Here is a 20390-nt window from a genome sequence, read left to right on the forward strand (position 1 = left end):
ATGTTTTTTAAAATTATAAAAATTATTTTAGGTTTAATTGGAGTTTTATTATCTTCTGCAGTTGCTGGTTTAATTATATTTATTATTGTAAAAATTGTATTAAAAATTAATCAAATATTTTAAGAAAGGTGGTGAATATTATGTTAGGTAGATTTTTTAGAAAAGATAAAAATAATATTAGTGATAATCAAAATGAAAAAGTAAAATTTTTAACTAATAAAAATAAAAGTACTCATGCTTCAATTTTAAATTATTTTGGTTTTAATGACTTTAATCATGAAACTTATTTTACTGATTTTGTAGCAGAAAATAATGCTAATTTATATAATGCTCCATTAGAAATTAATAATGAAACTATTAAAAAATACTTAATTCAGCAAGAATTTTATAGAAAAAATTGAAACTCTATTTTTAAATTAAGTAAATTAGGAATTAGTGGTTATTTAATTTTTATTGCTAATGATAATTTATATTTTCAAGTCATAGATATACAACAAAGAGTTTATGACATTACTGGTAAATTAATTCAATGTACTATTTTTTATGACAGTTATCAACAAAATGCACAAACTGTAAGATTATTTGAAGTTTATACACTAAATAATGAACAAGTAATAATTAACCGTGCAATTTATAGTATTAATGATAGTAAAAACCAATTTCCATTAGATTTTAACTCATTTATTAATAACCCTAATTTAGCACAAGAACAAACACTAAATATTAACTATATACCAATAGCAATTATGAGAAATAAAGCAAATGAGCTAGCAGATTGTAATAAAGTAATGGATAAAATTAAAGCATTAGATGTTATTTATGAACAAATTGTTTTAGATGCCATTTTAAATTCACCTAAATTTATATTTAGTCAAACTTATGGCAATGTTCAATCTTTAATAGAAGACGCAGTAAGAACTTTGGTTACTAAAAATTACATATTTAAAAGTGGTGGAGATAATAATGAACAAAACGAAAATATCAATATGACAAATAGTAATTTTAAAGGTAAAAATTTAACTGATATATACGATTGAAATGTTAATGAAATATTTAAACGTTGTGGTATTCATATACCAAGTCAAAAGAAATCAGCACAACAATCAGTACCCGAAAGTACAGCTGTAAATATTTCAACTATTAACTATATTGAACAAAAATTATGACAATTTAATATTGATATTCTTAAATTTATTCAAATATTAGTAAGTTTAGATAAAGATTTATTAAATAGTAAAACATTTAATATTAATGATGAACAAGAAATTAATAACTTAACCGTGAAATTAAAATTATTTAATCCCGAAAATAACCAATTAATAGGAGAAAACAATGGAAAACAACAACAAACCACAAACGAAGTTTCCACAGAAACAAACTAAACTTAATCAAGCAGAAATAGAAAATGATTATTTAATTGATAATATTCCTTATGATTTTACTAATATGATGAGAGCTACTAGTGACCCAGATATTAATAGAGCATATGATGAATTTAAAAAAAGAACAATATATATTTATGAAATTGAACGTTTATTTAAAAATAATGAAAATAATAGTTTAAGATTTTCAGCAAATACTATTAAAATTGGTTTTATTGATATTGATAAAGTATTAAAAACCACTGCTGCTGAAACATCAGACTTTACTATGCAATTAAATCAAAGAGCTAGCACAAATATTAATGATAATACTATTGAATATAGTATGACTGATATTAAAAATTTAATATTTCAAGAAATAAATTTATTAAATCAATTTAAATTATATGCAGTTAGTATAAATGAACCATTAACTGAAAATAATATTGATAATTTATATATCATTAATAATTATTCCCAACCTTATCAAAATCCAAAAACAAGAAGTACTAAAAGTATTACTATTATTAAAATTAAAGATTTTAAAACAAGAGATGGTTATCCAATCATTATTAAATTACAAAAACCATTAGATAAAGATACCAAAGTAATTGGTTTAAAAATTAAAGCCCCTAGAAGCATGATTTTTGGCAATATAAAGGTACTTGGTGAAGTTGACAATATGGAAGTATACCCAAAATTATTTGTTAAAGATAAGATAGCATTTCCACTATTATCAATGCCTATTGAAACTCAGCCAAAAGTTAGAATATTACAACAATGATTTAGTGAACAAATATTACCTTGAAATTTAGCAAAAGAATTTATAGGCCAAGAAAAATCAGTTTTAGATTTAATTGCTATTGGTGGGGGAAGTGAAACAAGAAAAGAAATTATTAATAATGCAAGAGTAACTAATGCTAAAATAGGATATGATGTTACTAAAAATTCAAAAGTATGACCCTTATCTGATGAACTAGAATTAAAAGATAAAAAATTAGAATCATGATTTTTAGCAGGCAACTATAATTTATTTATTTCTACAACAAATAAATTTCATGATGTAGAAATAGAAATAAAAGATAGACCACCAATTGATAGTTTACAAAAAGTATTATTAGATATGCTAACTTATACATATACTTATAACAGAAACTTTGATGGATATGACCCTAAAAAAGATGAACAAAATACAACTGATATTACTAAATTAAGACTTAAATTTGAAAACCAAAAACCTGATGATGTTATAACTAATTTATTTAAAAAATGAGAATTAGATTATCCAAATTACATAAATTTACCACAAGTGCAAATATTAAAACAAATAGTAATTATGTTATCAAAATATATTTATTCAACATTATCAATTAATAAAGGTTTAAATGACGATTATAAATTATTATTACCTTATTATTTTGAATTAAAATCAAATCCTATACATTCTACACCAGATAAAGTTTGAGAGTTTAAAGATATAAAAGTAATATTAAAATCTGAATATTTTGATTTTACAGATATTAATAATATTAAACTAAAAAATAATGATATTAGTCAAAATGAATTATTTAAACTAGATGATAATCAATTTAACTGATTATCTATAACTAATGAATTAGAAAGTAATAATATTCCTTCACTAATTCCTTCTGATTGAACATTAGGTAATGGTGAATATGGTAAGTATTTTTCAAAAACAATTATTGATAAAAATAAAATTGGAAATGCTTTAAATTTATATGGTTCAAATAAATCACAATTATTTTCTAAACTCGAATTTTATAAAGAAATTTCACAAATTGATAATAATAGTGAATTTGAATTAAAAATTGAAAATCCGATTAATAACTTAAATCGGATTGAAATCAGCGGAATATTTGGTGCAGGTAATTATGAATTAATTTTAATAACTGATAAGCAAGAAATAAATTTAACTAATATTAATTTATTTGATAAGTATAATGAAAATGTTTCTTATATTAATTTAGAAGTTTAATTTGAAAAATAATTTTTAGGATAAATACCATCTCATTTTATATCATTATCTCCTGCTTTTTTAACAGAAAAATATAAATTAATCCCCCCCTTCAAATTCATGTTTTCATATAGTTGTATTTCCTCATACTGCTATATGGTCATGATTTAAAAAATAAGTCAGATTATTTGTTTTATTTTGTGCTAGTGAACCAATTATTAAACCAGTTACTCCACTTACAGCACCAGTTAGTGCTAATGCTAATGTTATTTTACTTAAATTTGTTTTTATTCATGTTTTCATAATAAACTTCTCCTTTTTTATTTTGTTATTTTTTTTGTAAATCTTTCCAAGAATTCATCAGCACCTTTTAATAATTTATTATATAGTTGGTCTATTTCATCTTTGTTCTATTTTTTGGCTTTTGTAATTATTTCATCAAATAATTCTTTTGATATTTTTTTATTTTCACATTTTTCTTCACATATATTAACGTTGTCTGATAAACTTATAACTTCAATTGGTAAATATCTTTTTTTACATATATAACAATTTTTTCCAACTTTTTTTAATCATACTTGGTCAGTATATTTTGGTGTTTCTTTTTTTAACATTTTTAAATAGTTATTTCTTTCATATTTAAATTTAAAAGTTAATCCTTTTTTCTCTAATTTTTGTAATTTTACTTCTGCTACAGCATTTTTAAAACAACTACTACAAAAATAATATTTTTGAAATTTATCGTAATTATATACTAAATGATTACATCAATCACATATTTTTTCATCATCTTCATTTCACATTTTTTTCTTCTTTCCTTAAATTCTTAATTTTACTTATAAATTGTACTATTTTTGATTATTTTTACAAGTATGCTTTTAAATGCAAAATAACGCCTAAATTAAAGGCGTTTATTTTGTGATACCTATACTATTAATGATATTGAAATTATTTATTATATTTTAAATATGAAAGTGGTTTTTTAAATATTTTTGATTTAATTTTAAATTACACTTATATATGTATATAATAAACAAGTAAATTAATTTTTAAAAATATTTACAATAAATTTAGATTTTTTTAAAATAGTTAGGAGAAGTAAATGTGAATTTTAATTACAAATGAACTTATAAAGAACAATATCCTAAAATTGATAAATTAATTTTAGAACATATAACAAAGAAATGAGAAAAGTGAGATTGAAGAATAAAAAATACAAGAGATAAAAAGAAATATAAAATTGTTGATTTTCAATATCGAACAAGAAAAACAATGTATGGATTAGTAACTTATAAAAGAAGAATTTATGAATATTTTGATGAAAAATTACAAAAATTAGTTCGTGTTTGTTTAGTTGATGAAAAAATGGAACTTCCAAAATATAAAAGAATTAGTGAAGATATCGAAGATACTATTATTGAAAATTTTGCTGATGGAAAAAGATATCGTGATATTTGTGCGATTTGTAAAAAGGCAGGTATTAGTGTTAGTAGCGTTCATAGAGTTTTTAAAAATTTAGAAATAAATGAAGCAAATCCAGTAAAAGTAAAATTGGAAAAAAATCAACCTATTTTTGTAGCAATTGATGATGGACATCGAAAATTTTGAGATTTTAAACGTAAAGGTACAAAACACTCTATGAGATTAATAGTAACATATACAGATAATATTAATCATAAAGTACAAAATAAAAGAGTAAAAGCAATTATAAGAAAAACAAGAACTCCAATTGGAGTTAAAAAAACTGCTGAATTTGTTAAAGAACATTGTCAAAAATTTTATGAAAATATTGAACAAGCAAAAATTATTATTTGTGGTGATAGTGCAGGATGAATTAAAGAAGTTGCTGATTATTTAGGTGCACAGTTTGTTTTAGATAAATTTCATTTAATTAGAACATTATATCTTGGAATAATGGCTGGAAATAAAGAAAAATATTTAGAAGAATATAATCACTGTAAAAATTTAATTAATAATGGTCAATATGATGAATTAATTAACTATTTATATAAAGAATTAGATAATCATAAAAAATTAAAAAAACAGTATTTTAAAAATAATAAACAAGGTATTGAAAATCAAGGTGCAAAGTGAAATATAGGTTGCTTTACTGAAACTAATATTTGACATTTTTTAAAAGAAATGCTTGGTAATAGAACATATAATATTAGTATTTACATTAAAATGGTTATTTTTAAATGTAACAAAATAAATTTAGAAACATAATTTAATGAATATAGTAATTATTGATTATTTCGCAATTTTGAATAGCATCTCAAAAATTATTATTTTTTATTTTTATTTTTAAACCAATAATGAAAAAAGTAAATAACATAGTTATAAAAAATAAAATTGGAACTAAAATTAAAACCAAAAAAATTCCACTTCGTAATTCAGTTCATTCATAATAATTCTCTTTAATATGATGAGTTCCAAGATTATAAAAATATTTTGCAGAATGCTCTATGATAAAACTTAATTGAAAATGTTTTAACATTTTAAATCCATTAATACAATTTAAATTTTTATCAAAATAAAAAAGATTAAAGTGACTAAAATCTATTAATATTAATCCTATAATTAAAGTTAAAATGCTTAAAATAAATAGTAATACAGTTATTAACTGTAATTTTTTCAGTGTTTTAATTTTCATCTTTAAATTCTCCTTAACATTATTTCATAAGTTTAACATTTAACAAACTTAATTATAAGTATTTTAGTTGCAATAAATTTAAAAAAATTATATTATTTAAGTACAATTTCATAAAAATCCAAATTATTTCTTGTCTGAAATATAATAAGACTATATATGAATTAATTTATTCCGGATTTTTGACAATCTCCCCTTTTAAATCTATTATTAGTTGCAAGATAAACATATCATCCTTCATTACTAAAAGATAAAACTTTTTTATCTTCTAAATGTATTTCTTTTTTTAATGGTCAATTACCATCTCAAACAGCACCCATTTCTCAACCTAATCAAGTATCAGTTACTCTTGCATTATTAATAACTTCTTTTCTTGTTATAGTACCAGTACTAATTTTAATTAAGTCTAAAACTGATTTTTCTTGTCCAATAAATTGTTTTGCTAAATTTCATGGTAATATTTGTTCACTAAATCATTGTTGTAATATTCTAACTTTTGGTTGAGTTTCAATAGGCATTGATAATAGCGGAAATGCTATCTTATCTTTGACAAATAACTTTGGGTATACTTCCATATTGTCAACTTCACCAAGTACCTTTATATTGCCAAAAATCATGCTTCTAGGGGCTTTAATTTTTAAACCAATTACTTTTGTATCTTTATCTAATGGTTTTTGTAATTTAATAATTATTGGATAACCATCTCTTGTTTTAAAATCTTTAATTTTAATTATAGTAATACTTTTAGTACTTCTTGTTTTTGGATTTTGATAAGGTTGTGAATAATTATTAATAATATATAAATTATCAATATTATTTTCAGTTAATGGTTCATTAATAGATACAGCATATAACTTAAATTGATTTAATAAATTTATTTCTTGAAAAATTAAATTCTTAATATCAGTCATACTATATTCAATTGTATTATCATTAATATTAGTACTTGCTCTTTGATTTAATTGCATAGTAAAGTCAGATGTTTCAACAGCAATAGTTTTTAATATCTTATCAATATCAATAAAACCTATTTTAATAGTATTTGCTGAAAATCTTAAACTATTATTTTCATTATTTTTAAATAAACGTTCAATTTCATAAATATATATAGTTCTTTTTTTAAATTCATCGTATGCTCTATTAATATCTGGGTCACTAGTAGCACTCATCATATTAGTAAAATCATAAGGAATATTATCAATTAAATAATCATTTTCTAATTCTGCTTGATTAAGTTTAGTTTGTTTCTGTGGAAACTTCGTTTGTGGTTTGTTGTTGTTTTCCATTGTTCTCTCCTATTAATTGGTTATTTTCGGGATTAAATAATTTTAATTTAACTGTTAAATTATTAATTTCTTGTTCATCATTAATATTAAATGTTTTACTATTTAATAAATCTTTATCTAAACTTACTAATATTTGAATAAATTTAAGAATATCAATATTAAATTGTCATAATTTTTGTTCAATATAGTTAATAGTTGAAATATTAACTGCTGTACTTTCGGGGACTGATTGTTGTGCTGATTTCTTTTGACTTGGTATATGAATACCACAACGTTTAAATATTTCATTAACATTTCAATCGTATATATCAGTTAAATTTTTACCTTTAAAATTACTATTTGTCATATTGATATTTTCGTTTTGTTCATTATTATCTCCACCACTTTTAAATATGTAGTTTTTAGTAACTAATGTTCTTACTGCTTCTTCTAATGTTGATTGAACATTACCATAAGTTTGATTAAAAATAAATTTAGGTAAGTTTAAAATAGTATCTAAAACAATTTGTTCATAAATAACATCTAATGCTTTAATTTTATCCATTACTTTATTACAATCTGCTAGCTCATTTGCTTTATTTCGCATAATTGCTATTGGAATATAATTAATATTTAATGTTTGTTCTTGTTCTAAATTTGGATTATTAATATATTCTTTAAAAGATAATGGAAATTGTTTTTTATTATCATTAATACTATAAATTGCACGATTAATAGTTACTTGTTCATTATTTAATGTATAAATTTCAAATAATCTTACCATTTGCGCATTTTGTTGATAACTATCATAAAAAATAGTACATTGAATTAATTTACCAGTAATATCATAAACTCTTTGTTGTATATCTACTACTTGAAAATATAAGTCATCATTAGCAATAAAAATTAAATAACCACTAATTCCTAATTTACTTAATTTAAAAATAGAATTTCAATTTTTTCTATAAAACTCTTGTTTAATTAAATATTGTTTAATAGTTTCATTATTAATGTCTAATGGAGCATTATATAAATTAGCATTATTTTCTGCTAGAAAATCAGTGAAATAAGTTTCATGATTAAAATCATTAAAACCAAAATAATTTAAAATTGAAGCATGAGTACTTTTATTTTTATTAGTTAAAAATTTTACTTTTTCATTTTGATTATCACTAATATTACTTTTATCTTTTCTAAAAAATCTACCTAACATAATATTCACCACCTTTCTAAAATATTTGATTAATTTTTAATATGATTTTTACAATGATAAATATAATTAAACCTGCTGTTGCTGATGATAAAATTACTCCAATTAAACCTAAAATAATTTTTATAATTTTAAAAAACATAATATTATTCCTGTAATTCTTCTAATTTTTTAAAAGTATAATCTCTACCCATACCCCACATTATTCTATTGTTATAAATATTAATTTCAGTTTGTTGGTTATTGTTATTATTTGCTATTCATAAACTACTTTTTACAACGCTTGTATCTAATTGATAATAAAAATTAATTATTTGTCAACTATAATTTTTATTATTTTCTTTACTTGTATAATCACCATAACTTATATATATTCTATAATGTGTTTTATCTTTAAATATATATTTTATAAAATTTTGATTATTATTATTTTTATCTGTTATAACTTCTCCTACTTCTTTTCAATTTGAACGACTTGGACTTGGTTGTGGTTGTTTTTCTAATATTTCATTAATTGCTTGTAATAATTTTTTATTTTGAGTTTTTAATATTTTATATTCATTATTTTCTAATAATTCCTTACAAAGTAATGAATTTTCTTCATCATTTAGTAAAATTTCATTTGTTTCAGTATTATATTTAAAATAATCATTTGAAAATTTTTTGTCTTTTATTTTTTCTTTTAATTCATTAATAGCACCAACAACTGTTTTATTAGTAGTTTCTAAATTAGGAATTTCTCGACTTAGAGCATTTATTTGAAATGCAATCGGAAATTGTGCTTTTGTATCTTCTAATTTTTTATCTACTTCTTCTTTTTTATAATAATCTGATAAATCTACTTTACCACCAGTAGCACTAATTTTATTATTTTCATCAATCTTAATATTTTCACCAGCAATTAATTTATCTTGTTTTTTATCTAATAAATTATTAGTTTCTATTTTTGTATAATAATCACGTTCAGTACCTTCTTCTGCTATAAATTCAGTTGGTGTCCCAGTTCCTTGATATTGATATATTTCTTCTATATCACCAATTAAATCAATTTTTCCACGTTCAGGATAAGAACTACCGCCACCACTAAATGTTTTATTTCTATTGTTATAGTAAATAGTTCCAATATTTAAAATATTTTTATTTTGGATTTGTTCACTATACGTCATGGAATCAACATCTAACAATTCAAATTCATTAAAAACATTATTTAAATAAATTTTAATTACTTTATAAAATTTCATAAAGTTATTTTCTGTTAAATATTGATAACTGATTTTAATAAAATATCATTTAAATATTTCTATATTATTATTTTCAACTTTTTTTCATAAAGGACTAGTTTCAATATTAAATCAATTATTTTTAACATCATTAATATTTTCATTTGCTTTAATTAATTCATTATTTAATTTGGTAATTTCATTTTCATTTGTAGTAATTCTTTTTTGCTGTTTAGCAGAAAAATCACAAGTTGCAGCATGTGTATAATCACCAACTTGTGGATTATTTTGTAATGCTTCGGGTGGTAATGTACCAATTTCATCAGGTCAATCTAAAATCATTGTTTCAGTTTCTTTATCATAATCTGTTGCAACATAACCTTTATTAATAAATTTACTAACAGGACCTCTATATATTTCATTTTCATTATCATCAACTAAATCATCATATAATTTCATTTGTTTTAATAATGTAAATTCTTTTTGTTCTTTTATTAATTCATCAACTTGATTTCTAGTATAAAATGCTTTTAAGTCAATTTTTTCAACATCTATTTCATCATCATTATAACTTGAAAATACTTGTTTTAATTCTGTTAATCTTGCTCATATTTTCATTCTACTAGGTGCTAAATCTCAAACATTAATTGTAGGAGTACTATTTGCACTAAATTGACTACCATTATTAAATTGAATAGTTGCATCAACATTAAATTCAATTGGTGTACGATTAAATACTCAATGTTCAACCATAACATAAACCATATCTCTTAATGTTTCTTTAATTAATTCATCTTTAAAACTATCAAAAGGAAATTTAGATAAAATAAAATCAAGATAAGCATTAATATCATTTTGCGCGCGAATAGCAAACGTTTTAAATCAATCATTAACATTAGGTCATGTTTGTATGTATTGCTGTGGCGTTTCTGTAATTTTTCCAGTTAATGGATATCAGTTATTATAATTTTCAAGACTGACATCAGTTCAAAGTTTATTAATCATAATTTATCATTCCTTAAAAAATGCTTGTTTATAATGATGAGTATGTTTTTTTGTTTTTTTATGTGTTATATGCTCAATTTCTTTTTGTATTTTATTTTTACCTTTTTTTAATTTTTTCTTACTTTTTGCTATAACTTGACTATATGCAAATTTTTCTAAATGATGTAATAATCCTGTACCAAATAAAGTATTTACTGAAAATTTTAAACCAACATTTTTAAATGATTTGTTAATATTTTCAATAGGATTATTAATAACATTTACTACTTTATGATAAGTTTTAATAGTTCTAAATATTTCTCTATATACTTTAAAACTATCTCTAATTACTTGTTGCACCACTGGTGGAGCAAATGCTATTGCTTTTAATCATTTATTACGATTAACACCATAACCAATGTATCAACCACTATATCAACGATATCAATGAAATGGATGTATTTGAGTAACAAAAGTTTTTGCTTTAAGAATACTATCAACAACTGTAATTGGTTTATATTTAGGATTACGATGATAAATAGTAATTGCACATTTATCTAATGACAAAGGTTGAATTTTACAACCCATAAATACTGGTGAATTTAATGGAATTAATTGTGCATGTTTAATTGCTCTTTTTTCTGCACTAGTAAATAAATCAGTTGCTTTTTCTTTTAATTTATTAATTTTTTCAAATGCTTGTTTTTCTAACTTTTCAAATTTTTCTTGTAATTTATATATACTTTCTCTTATTTTTTCAAAATATGGTGTATCTTTTCAAAATTTATTTAAACCTTTTTTTAAATAAAATCTAATATCAAAATATTTAAAAGTTTGATTTGCTTTTAAAACAAGTTGATGAATAATATTATTTTTAAAATTAAATTTAATAGAATTAGCACGAATTTTTTGTAAATCTAAAATTAAAGTTTTTCCATATCTATTTTCTGTATGTATTGTATGAACTAAATTTAATCAATCATGCTGATTCATAGATAATACTTTTTTTAAATCAGTATTAAATTTTTTTAAAAAGTTATTTGCTTTTTCAATATCTTTAATTTTAAATTTAGGAGTTAATTGTGGACTTAGTTTTATTAATGTATTTTGTAATAATAAGTGTTCCATTAATTTTTCTGTTTCTAGTTTTTGAAAATTATTTTTATATTGTCTTTCAGCAACATAACCTAAATCTCGTAATACTGTTTCACGATTAGGAGTAAAACTATAATTCATTAAATAACGTTTATTACCAATAATTTTATCTGTTAAAATTTCTTTTCCACTTACTTGACTAATAATTTCTTGTAAATTTTTTGCTTCTTTAATTCCCACTTGTTCTAATGTTTTAGTTTTTTGTGCTAGTTTAATAAATTTACTTGTACGATAACCACGACTAATTTTATTAAGTCCAGCAAATGCAGGAAGTATATTAAAGAAAGTATTTAATTTTGTTACATTTCCTTTTAAATAATCATAAACTTGATTAATAGTAAAATCAGTTAAAAACTCTACACCAACAGCACTAATACTAGCAACTAAATCACTTGCACCTAATCCAAGGGCTACACTTTCACTTAATCCACCAGTAAAAGGAGCAAGTGCTACTGCTATAACTTGTACACCAATCATTTCTAAAATTTCTCATCAAAAACTTTTATTTTCTTGTTGGTTACTTGTTCTAGTATGTTTTGGTTTATTTATGTTTAAAAGTATTGCTGTACTAGTTGTACCAATTGGCATGATATTAATTTCCTTTATTTAAGAGTTATTTTAATTGGATTTGTTGAACCTTTATAATTTAAGTCATTAACATTTGCACTAATAGTTATATATAAGTCACCTGCTTTTTGTTTTTGATTACTTACATTAGTTTTTCCTTGTGCATCACTAAAATATTTAATAGTTGGATTTGTTAAATTTGGATTTAATGATTTAAGTTCATTAGTACTTTTTATTTGTGTATTTAATTCACTATTATTGTTATTAACATTTGCAGTAATATCAGTTGTTAAACTTGTAATTTTAGTTTTTAAATCAGTTTTTTCTGTTTTAATAACTCCACATAACATTCAACGTGATGTTGTTTCATTATTAGAAATATATGGTATTGCTTCTCCAACAACTTCACCAGCAACTTTATATGCTCTTCCTGCTTTATCATCTTTAATAAAATCTACATAAATAACTGTATTTTCTATCATGTATCTTTTCATCGCTCTTGGTGTTGCTAAAACAAAGGTCATTAATTGTTGTTCATTTTTATCATTAGTAAAAATCATATAGTCATCAAGAACGATTTCACATAATACGCCTTTTACATATAAATTATTTCCATTTAAACGTAATTGTTGTGCCAACTGATTATCGGTAATTAAACCTTTATTATCTGCTAAATAAACTAAACTATCATAAAGACCATTAGTAATAAAAAATTTACTATTTGCAATGTTTCTAAATTGAAACAAAGTATTTCAAGCAGATAACATTGATTTTAAATAGCCTACTGGTGTTGTATCTTCAATATCGATTTTAGTAGCAAATTTTGCAATTGCTTGTGTATCATCAATTGCTAATTTATCTGCTAAATCATTTGCAACTTCATATTGCATACTATCTAATAAATTTTGTCCATTATTTGCTTTTAAATCTACATCTGCAATAATTTCTCCTGCAAGATATTTTTTAGTTATTTTTTTACTAATTTTATCTGTATCAACATATGGTAATTCATATCTTTTACTTTTATCATCCCAAGCAATAATTTTTACTTCCGGTTTTTTTGGTTTTTTAACAATAAATTCAATATTTACTGAGTCAACAATTTCAGTAGGAAAAAAGTTTGCCCATGGACTATTTGAAATTTTAAAAAACTCTATAAATTCTGGTGCTTCTACTAATCTCTCTGTATTGTCTAAATTTTGATTAAATGGTACTGACATTTTATTTCTTCCTTTCGTTTATAAATAATTTTTCTTTTTATAATTAATTAAAAAATTTTCTTTATCATTTGTTTTATTATTAATAATTATTTGTTTATTGCCACCTGTATTAATTGTTTGTTTAAATATTGGTTGTTCTTTAATCATTTTTTTAATAGTTTCTTCAATTTTTGAATTTTCTATATTATTTGTTTTAAATTTTAAATAATCATAAAATTCAGTTTTAACTTGATATTTTTTAAATATATTAATCATTTCTTTTTCTTTAATTTCTTGATTAAGTTTATTTAACTTATTTTCTGCTTCATTAACTTTATTTTCTATTTCTTGTTGAGCATTATTTTCATTTAAAGGTTCAGTTGTTTGTTGAACATTATTTTCATTTTCTAACATTTAACATTCTCCTAATCTTATCCCAATAATCAATCTTTAACTAATTGTGGCATTTCACTTATTAATTTTTTATAATCATTAACTGCGTTTTCTAATGTATCAATATCAGAAAATTTAAAACAATTATCAATTTGTAAATCAAAATCTCTATCAATACTGATATCTTGTTTTCTATATTTTTCATTAAATTCAATTTTTGTCATATTATTTTTCTCCTTTATTAATTTTTTCGTTTAATTTTGCTAATTTTTTTTGATGTTTTATAATTTTGTTATTTGCTCTAACATGTTTTGGAGTTGTGATAAATCTTTTTAATAAAACAATAATTTCTCTGCAAATTAATGTTCCAACACTTGTTCCAATAATTATTAATTCATGTAAAAATTCTTTCATTTGAATATTTTCCTTTCAATTTTTAATTTTTTTAATTATTCATCAAATTGCCCACCATTAATTCTTTCAATCATTGATTGTGAATTACTTATAATAGTTACTAATAAAGAAATTTCTTTATTTAATTGTTCCATCCTTTCTTTATGTGTTTTTATTTCGTGATTATAATATTCAATTAATTTTTCTTTATTCATAAATTACTCACCTCCTTTATAAACTCATGTGATTATAATCTCAATTTAATGAAGCATTATCCTGATTTAATGGTACTTCGCTCATATTATCACTACCATATTGACTAGTTGTCTCACTATTAATTGAAAATCTATTATCATTAATTAATCTTGCAGTTTCATTATTAAATGGTGTTTCTTGCATTTCTTCAATATGATTTATAGTTTCCATAGGTAGTAAATTATGAATAATTTCAGAAGCACCAGCAATTATGGTAGGTACTGCATAAGCATTATTAAAATCGTTATTAATACCCATTGCTACACCACTACTAATCAAACATCCACCAGTTGCCATATTACAAATTTTTCTTATTGCTTCAAATTTATTAGGTATTAACTCAGTTAATCCACTAATAAGATTTGAAATACCATAAGCATTTAATGAAATATAAGTATCTCAATCCATTAATGACTGATTTTCTTGTTTATCTAATATTAATCATGGAGGACCTTCTGTTGTAGTTGTAGTAGTTATTGGAATTGGTGTTGTTGGAATAATTGGAGTAATATTATTCTCTGTTCATTTACTATAATTTGCTAAACCAATTGTTCCTAAACCTAATAAGATTTTTTTACTACTATTAATTAATTTAGTTTTAGTATTTGGTCTTTGATTTAAATTTCAAATATCTAAACCTAATTTTTTACCAAATAATAAACTATTAATTGAACCTAATACTGGATTTGCAATCACTTGACCATAATAAGCACTTGTACCAATCATTGCACAAATTGGACTTATACCAGTTCTAATTAATTTAGTTAAAGTATAATTTGATTGATTTTCTATATTTGGCATTTTAATCTCCTTTAATTTTCTAATTTTTTAATTGTTACTTTAATTCAACCTTGATAAACATCATTATCACCAACTATTAATGCAACATTACTTTCTGGGTCAGAAACAATTATGTGTTTTGATTTAACATTTGGGTATTGTCTTAAAATAATTGCTCTAATATCATTACTTGTATGAATTGCTTTGGGAAATGGTGATAATATTTCAATTTCATCTTTATTTTCAAACAAAGTAGGTAATATTATCATTAATTATTCTCCTTATTTTTAATTTGATTAGAAATTTCACTTAATATTTTCAATATTTTATATTCATTTTTTAAATCTTTAATTATATAAATTAAAAATATTATTAGTGTTATACTTGTTATTAATATTGGTGCTATTAATAAAATTTTTCATAATATCATTTTTTACTCTTTTCATTTTTTAAATCATTTAACATTGATTGAACAAAATGCACGATTTTTAGGAATGTTTAAAGTGTTAAAGATTTGACCAGTTACAATAATTTCATCGTTTTTGTTTAATAAAATACATCGGTTATAAAGTTTTGGTTTATTAAAAATTAAAGTAACATAATTTAATCCATTTCATTGACCACGAACACTATAATATAATTCCTTATTACCTTTTTCGTAATATTTTGCTTCAATAGTGTTACTCAGTTTTACTTTTAATTTGACATAATTTTCTTTATCTTTCATTTTTATAATTTCCTTAAATAATTATCAAAAATTAATATTTTTTTATGATTTTTTAAATAATATTGAATATGCTTATAAGCATCTTGTTCATGTTTTGTTAATTTTATATTTCCTTTATAATTTGTTATTTTATTTTTATTTTTTGGGTGGTTTTCTAGATAATCTCAGTTGAAAACATCTTGTACTAATACCATTAATGCACCAATAATTTTAGGTGTTGCTAATGGATTAGTTAATAATTGTTTTGAACTTAAAAAGAAATTTTCTACAATAACTAATATTTTTTTATCAATAAATTTTTCTTTAATTAATTGCATTTTTTCTTTATACATATTTTTAGTTCATAAAACAGTTAATGTATTAAATGTTTCATTAAAAACAATATTATTAGTTTCACTTGAATATATAACCATTCCATTACTACCTATTCCTGCTGGGTCAATACCAATAATTAATTCATATTGCATTATCAATCAAATTCACCATTTTTAATTTTTATAATTATTTTATTTAGATTTCCAGAATAACATGTATCTATTTTCCCAAGATATATACTATTTCTTAATTCAGTAATTAATTTTTCTTTATTCATATTTATACCTCCTACTTAACCTAATATTTAAAATACAGTCATTTTGTTTACATGTTCAACAAAAATACTTTTTCATTATGAGTTGAAATTTCTTTATAGGAAGTAACTATATAATTAGTTGGTAAATCATCATGTTTATATGGATTATTTATTTTAAAACCTTTTCTGTTCTCTTCTCACGTAATGTTATATTTAAAACAAGGATTAGTAATTTTAGTTTTGTTATCAGTTATTTCACCCATAAATCAACTATTATGCTGTTCATAAAATGTTAATGGTTCAAGTTTTATATCATTAAGATAATATTCTTTTGGAGCAGTTGGTTTATTAACAGTTATTTTTTGGTCTTTAATATATGGCTCTAATAATTTTATTAATTCATTACCACTTAATTCTCTTTTAATATTTTCTAAATTAAAAACTCAATATGTATATTTATCATCAGCAATAAAACTATTATTTTTAACCATTCATTTTGGACATTGTAATTTATATTCACCATAATCAATAAGAATAGATTGTGGTCTATCTTTTACAATTTGTTCTTTTTTAAATTCTATTTGCATAATTAATCACTTCTACATCAATCACAAACATATCCAAATGGTTTTGTATAATCCAAATGTTCATCAATATCATAATCATCTTCAAATTTTCTAATATCATGTTGTTCTGCTTCTAATTCTGTTTTAAAGCGATAAAGCATTTGGATTTTGTCATCTTCATATAATTCATTACATTCAACACATCTTTTTCTTCTTTTTTTAATTTTTTTATCAATCTTTCTTAGTGATTCATAATCAAGAATTTCTATTGCCATAATAATCCTTTCCTAATATGTTCTGTTGCTTCTAGCATAAATAACATATATTTTGATTTTTTAGGTTATTAATAATACTACTATTCGTTTTATTCATTCCAGTAATTCTGGGCTCAAAAATAAATTGTGAAATTTTAAAAAACATTAAGGCATTCGATTCAATATTTATTTAATTTGTGTTAAACAAATTAATATTTTAATTGAACCGGCACCGCTCAATTTTTTTTACAAGTTTGAAATTTATTTTCTCGCCCAAAAAATTTTCCAAAAAAAATAAAAAAATAAAACCAACACTTGCTCACTGGGGAGTGGCAAGGTTGGTTAAATAAAGAATAGAATTAATACAATAGGTCCCTACAACAGGTCTATATATACTAGTTTCCAATTCGCTCCCACCCCAAGAATTACCATTAAATGGTTAGTATATTTTATTAGGTATCACTCCACTTTTTATTTATCCATGCAAGTCCACATGCTCTAGCTACTATTTTTAACAACTGTGTTGTAGTTCACTTTTTTAGTTCCCTAACACGTGTTGATAATAGCGTTAAAGAGGTTTATTAAAAATTTTAAAATTTTACAATTACAAAAAAAGACAAGATTATTTCTTGTCTTTTTCCTTTGAGAATAATTTTTATTTTATCTTATAAAATCTATATTTTTTAAAATACGTCGAATATAAATTTAAGGGTAAAAGAGAATTTAATTTGTCTATCATCATTTTTAAATGGTAATATTGGAAATAAGTTACTAATATGATAATTAATTATTTCGTAACTTTGACAACCGCCCAAAACAAAAAAATACAAAAGTAGAAAAAATTTTAACAAAACAATGTTCTTTAGAATCTAATAAAAATGAAATCAATGCAACTAATTATAATAATAAACCATCAATAAAGGTTACTGTTTTTTTGTACTAAAAGAACAGTAACCTTTATTAAATGTTTAAACTTATCTATTATAAAACTTTTTATTATTTATGCAATATTTTTAATATTATTAATTAATTTATAATTAATAGGATTATTAAAATTATTATCTTCGTGCACACATTTTCCAACATGAATATCATTAATACCGTTTTTTAATAAAACATTAACATTTTCTAAATTAACTCCACCACCAGCAAAAATTTTTATTGGTAAATTTAATTTCTTTAATTCTTTAAATTTATTAATATTATTCACAATATTATCTTGACCACCAGAAGTTAAAACTGTAGTAACACCTAATTTTACTAATTGTTCTAAAGCTTGTTTTTTATTAAAAATTTCATCAAAAGCACGATGAAAAGTTATTTTTAAAGGCTTTGCTAATTTAATAATTTCACTCATTCTTTCAACATCAATATTATTATCTTTAGTTAAAATACCACAAACAATACCTGATGCATGAGTTTTTTTAATAAATTCAATATCTCTTTTAAAGATTTTAAAATCATTATCAGTAACATTAAAACCATTATTATTATTTCTAACCATAACCATTACTGGTTTCAATGAAATTTTACATGCTTCAGCAATCAATTCATAACTTGGAGTATAACCACCAAATTCCATAGCAGTACAAAGTTCAACTTGATCAGCTAAAGAATTATTAATTTTTTCTATATCTTTTAAAGATGTAGCTATTACTTCTAAAAACATAAAATATTTCTCCCCATCTTATTTTTTTGGTAAATAAGTTTTCAATAAACTAACTTTATCTAATTTCTCTCAAGGTAATTGTAAATCATTTCTACCAAAATGACCATAAGTTGATAATTGTTGATAATTTTGTTTCAATAACTCTAATTTATCAATCATAGCACTAGCAGAACAATCAAAGACTTGATAAATTATTTCTGTTAATTTTGCCTCTGTTAAACCGGAAATAATAGTTTGATGAGTATTAACAAATATTGCAATTGGTTCAGGAGTTCCAATTGCATAAGCTAATTGTACTTCACAAATCTTTGCTAAGTTAGCAGCAACAATATTTTTAGCAATATACCTAGCATAATAAGCACCCGTTCTATCAACTTTAGTGGGATCTTTTCCTGAAAAAGCTCCCCCACCATGACAAGCAGCTCCACCATAAGTATCAACCATTAATTTTCTTCCTGTTAAACCAGTATCACCAGCAGGTCCACCAATTACAAATTTACCGGTTGGATTAATTAAATATTTAAAATCAAGATTTAAATGATATTTATTAGCAATATATTGCATAATTTCTGTATGAATAAATGTTTTAAATTGTTTTTCATCATAATTTGCTTGATGTTGAATGCTCATTAAAATAGTATGTATTTTTAAATTTTTAGGGTCTTCTTGATCAATAGTAACTTGCGCTTTCATATCAAGAAGTGCATACTTAAATTTTTTTTCCTTTCGTAATTTTGTAGCTCGTTTAATTAATTCATGTGCTAAAACAATTGCTAATGGCATATATTCTGATGTTTGCTGACATGCATAACCAAACATTATTCCTTGATCACCAGCACCAATTTGATGATTTTTTAATTCAACACCTTGTAAAATATCAGATGATTGTTCATGAATTAACACTTTAATTTCACAAGTAAAGCCATTGAATCCAATTTCATCATTTATATAACCAATTTCAGTAATAACTTTTCGCGCAATTGCTTGATAATCAACTTGAGCGTGACTATGAACTTCACCACCAATTAAAACAAAATTTGTAGTAATAAAAACCTCACATGCTACTTTGGCATGTGGATCTTGTTTTAAAAAAGCATCCAAAATTGCATCAGCAATTTGATCGCAAATCTTATCAGGATGACCAGGAGCAACAGACTCACTAGTAAAAAGAGGATGGGTAATATTAGGTATTAATT

At 22.5% G+C, this 20390-nt stretch carries 27 protein-coding genes; 4 read left to right on the forward strand and 23 right to left on the reverse strand.

Translation table 4 applies throughout. From position 1 onward, the window contains the following. From AACK89_RS01455 to AACK89_RS01465, 3 genes are read left to right on the forward strand one after another with little or no spacing between them, the layout of a single operon-like run. Positions 1 to 123 carry a hypothetical protein gene (locus AACK89_RS01455; RefSeq protein WP_255495889.1) on the forward strand — a complete coding sequence of 41 codons (123 nt, stop codon included), beginning with the start codon at positions 1 to 3 and terminating at the stop codon, positions 121 to 123. A 17-nt stretch (positions 124 to 140) separates the two neighbouring features. Beyond that, complete coding sequence (locus AACK89_RS01460) at positions 141 to 1382, forward strand: hypothetical protein (RefSeq protein ID WP_338978807.1); 1242 nt, start codon at positions 141 to 143, stop codon at positions 1380 to 1382. Continuing rightward, positions 1333 to 3357, forward strand: coding sequence for a hypothetical protein (locus tag AACK89_RS01465; protein WP_338978810.1), 2025 nt, complete (start codon positions 1333 to 1335; stop codon positions 3355 to 3357). The genes AACK89_RS01460 and AACK89_RS01465 overlap by 50 nt, the downstream gene beginning before the upstream one ends. 78 nt (positions 3358 to 3435) lie before the next feature. On the opposite strand, the gene AACK89_RS01470 is transcribed toward AACK89_RS01465, so the two are convergent. Further along, positions 3436 to 3639 (reverse strand): hypothetical protein, encoded by a 204-nt coding sequence (locus tag AACK89_RS01470; RefSeq protein WP_338978813.1) that lies wholly within the window; start codon positions 3637 to 3639, stop codon positions 3436 to 3438. Between the two features lie 107 nt (positions 3640 to 3746). Then, on the reverse strand, positions 3747 to 4139 hold the full coding sequence (locus AACK89_RS01475; protein WP_338978051.1) for a hypothetical protein: 393 nt from the start codon (positions 4137 to 4139) through the stop codon (positions 3747 to 3749). Positions 4140 to 4440: 301 nt separating this feature from the next. Here AACK89_RS01475 and AACK89_RS01480 point away from each other — a divergent pair, with 301 nt between their 5' ends. Beyond that, positions 4441 to 5562: an Mbov_0401 family ICE element transposase-like protein gene (locus tag AACK89_RS01480; RefSeq protein WP_338978049.1), complete on the forward strand. Its 1122-nt coding sequence runs from the start codon at positions 4441 to 4443 to the stop codon at positions 5560 to 5562. A gap of 1 nt (position 5563) precedes the next feature. Here the strand turns inward: AACK89_RS01480 and AACK89_RS01485 are convergent, their stop codons facing one another. The 21 genes from AACK89_RS01485 to metK form a co-directional block, all read right to left on the reverse strand. Beyond that, positions 5564 to 5989, reverse strand: a complete 426-nt coding sequence (locus AACK89_RS01485) for a hypothetical protein (protein WP_338978046.1) — start codon at positions 5987 to 5989, stop codon at positions 5564 to 5566. Between the two features lie 161 nt (positions 5990 to 6150). Then, the gene (locus AACK89_RS01490; protein ID WP_338978816.1) at positions 6151 to 7272 is read right to left on the reverse strand and encodes a hypothetical protein; all 1122 of its coding nucleotides are present in this window, start codon (positions 7270 to 7272) and stop codon (positions 6151 to 6153) included. Then, a complete protein-coding gene (locus AACK89_RS01495; RefSeq protein ID WP_338978818.1) occupies positions 7223 to 8464 on the reverse strand; it encodes a hypothetical protein in 1242 nt (413 codons plus the stop codon). The genes AACK89_RS01490 and AACK89_RS01495 overlap by 50 nt, the downstream gene beginning before the upstream one ends. A gap of 16 nt (positions 8465 to 8480) precedes the next feature. Further along, entirely contained in the window at positions 8481 to 8603 is a 123-nt protein-coding gene (locus tag AACK89_RS01500) for a hypothetical protein (protein WP_255495924.1), read from the reverse strand. Positions 8604 to 8607: 4 nt separating this feature from the next. Further along, entirely contained in the window at positions 8608 to 10686 is a 2079-nt protein-coding gene (locus AACK89_RS01505) for a hypothetical protein (protein WP_338978820.1), read from the reverse strand. A gap of 3 nt (positions 10687 to 10689) precedes the next feature. Then, a complete protein-coding gene (locus AACK89_RS01510; protein WP_338978822.1) occupies positions 10690 to 12408 on the reverse strand; it encodes a hypothetical protein in 1719 nt (572 codons plus the stop codon). A 14-nt stretch (positions 12409 to 12422) separates the two neighbouring features. Beyond that, on the reverse strand, positions 12423 to 13607 hold the full coding sequence (locus AACK89_RS01515; protein ID WP_338978825.1) for a hypothetical protein: 1185 nt from the start codon (positions 13605 to 13607) through the stop codon (positions 12423 to 12425). 18 nt (positions 13608 to 13625) lie between these two features. Next, entirely contained in the window at positions 13626 to 14000 is a 375-nt protein-coding gene (locus AACK89_RS01520; protein WP_338978797.1) for a hypothetical protein, read from the reverse strand. Positions 14001 to 14017: 17 nt separating this feature from the next. Next, entirely contained in the window at positions 14018 to 14203 is a 186-nt protein-coding gene (locus tag AACK89_RS01525) for a hypothetical protein (protein ID WP_338978826.1), read from the reverse strand. A 1-nt stretch (position 14204) separates the two neighbouring features. Further along, complete coding sequence (locus AACK89_RS01530; protein WP_174481134.1) at positions 14205 to 14393, reverse strand: hypothetical protein; 189 nt, start codon at positions 14391 to 14393, stop codon at positions 14205 to 14207. Between the two features lie 35 nt (positions 14394 to 14428). Next, positions 14429 to 14587: a hypothetical protein gene (locus tag AACK89_RS01535; protein WP_174480221.1), complete on the reverse strand. Its 159-nt coding sequence runs from the start codon at positions 14585 to 14587 to the stop codon at positions 14429 to 14431. A 16-nt stretch (positions 14588 to 14603) separates the two neighbouring features. Beyond that, positions 14604 to 15428, reverse strand: coding sequence for a hypothetical protein (locus AACK89_RS01540; protein WP_338978829.1), 825 nt, complete (start codon positions 15426 to 15428; stop codon positions 14604 to 14606). An 11-nt stretch (positions 15429 to 15439) separates the two neighbouring features. Further along, entirely contained in the window at positions 15440 to 15676 is a 237-nt protein-coding gene (locus AACK89_RS01545) for a hypothetical protein (RefSeq protein ID WP_174480108.1), read from the reverse strand. Then, a complete protein-coding gene (locus AACK89_RS01550) occupies positions 15676 to 15837 on the reverse strand; it encodes a hypothetical protein (protein ID WP_338978831.1) in 162 nt (53 codons plus the stop codon). The genes AACK89_RS01545 and AACK89_RS01550 overlap by 1 nt, the downstream gene beginning before the upstream one ends. A 3-nt stretch (positions 15838 to 15840) precedes the next feature. Beyond that, positions 15841 to 16134, reverse strand: coding sequence for a hypothetical protein (locus AACK89_RS01555; protein ID WP_338978833.1), 294 nt, complete (start codon positions 16132 to 16134; stop codon positions 15841 to 15843). A 2-nt stretch (positions 16135 to 16136) separates the two neighbouring features. After that, positions 16137 to 16601, reverse strand: coding sequence for a hypothetical protein (locus AACK89_RS01560; protein ID WP_338978835.1), 465 nt, complete (start codon positions 16599 to 16601; stop codon positions 16137 to 16139). After that, positions 16601 to 16726: a hypothetical protein gene (locus AACK89_RS01565; RefSeq protein WP_338978837.1), complete on the reverse strand. Its 126-nt coding sequence runs from the start codon at positions 16724 to 16726 to the stop codon at positions 16601 to 16603. The genes AACK89_RS01560 and AACK89_RS01565 overlap by 1 nt, the downstream gene beginning before the upstream one ends. Before the next feature lie 47 nt (positions 16727 to 16773). Next, positions 16774 to 17292: a hypothetical protein gene (locus AACK89_RS01570; protein ID WP_338978839.1), complete on the reverse strand. Its 519-nt coding sequence runs from the start codon at positions 17290 to 17292 to the stop codon at positions 16774 to 16776. Between the two features lie 2 nt (positions 17293 to 17294). Next, positions 17295 to 17546, reverse strand: a complete 252-nt coding sequence (locus tag AACK89_RS01575) for a hypothetical protein (protein ID WP_338978842.1) — start codon at positions 17544 to 17546, stop codon at positions 17295 to 17297. A gap of 979 nt (positions 17547 to 18525) precedes the next feature. Continuing rightward, on the reverse strand, positions 18526 to 19194 hold the full coding sequence (locus AACK89_RS01580; RefSeq protein WP_338978843.1) for a copper homeostasis protein CutC: 669 nt from the start codon (positions 19192 to 19194) through the stop codon (positions 18526 to 18528). Between the two features lie 18 nt (positions 19195 to 19212). After that, a complete protein-coding gene (metK, locus tag AACK89_RS01585) occupies positions 19213 to 20388 on the reverse strand; it encodes a methionine adenosyltransferase (protein WP_422397453.1) in 1176 nt (391 codons plus the stop codon). Between the last annotated feature and the right edge of the window lie 2 nt (positions 20389 to 20390).

This window comes from Spiroplasma endosymbiont of Panzeria rudis, from assembly GCF_964019705.1.
Classification (GTDB): Bacteria; Bacillota_I; Bacilli_A; order Mycoplasmatales; family VBWQ01; genus Spiroplasma_E; species Spiroplasma_E ixodetis_A.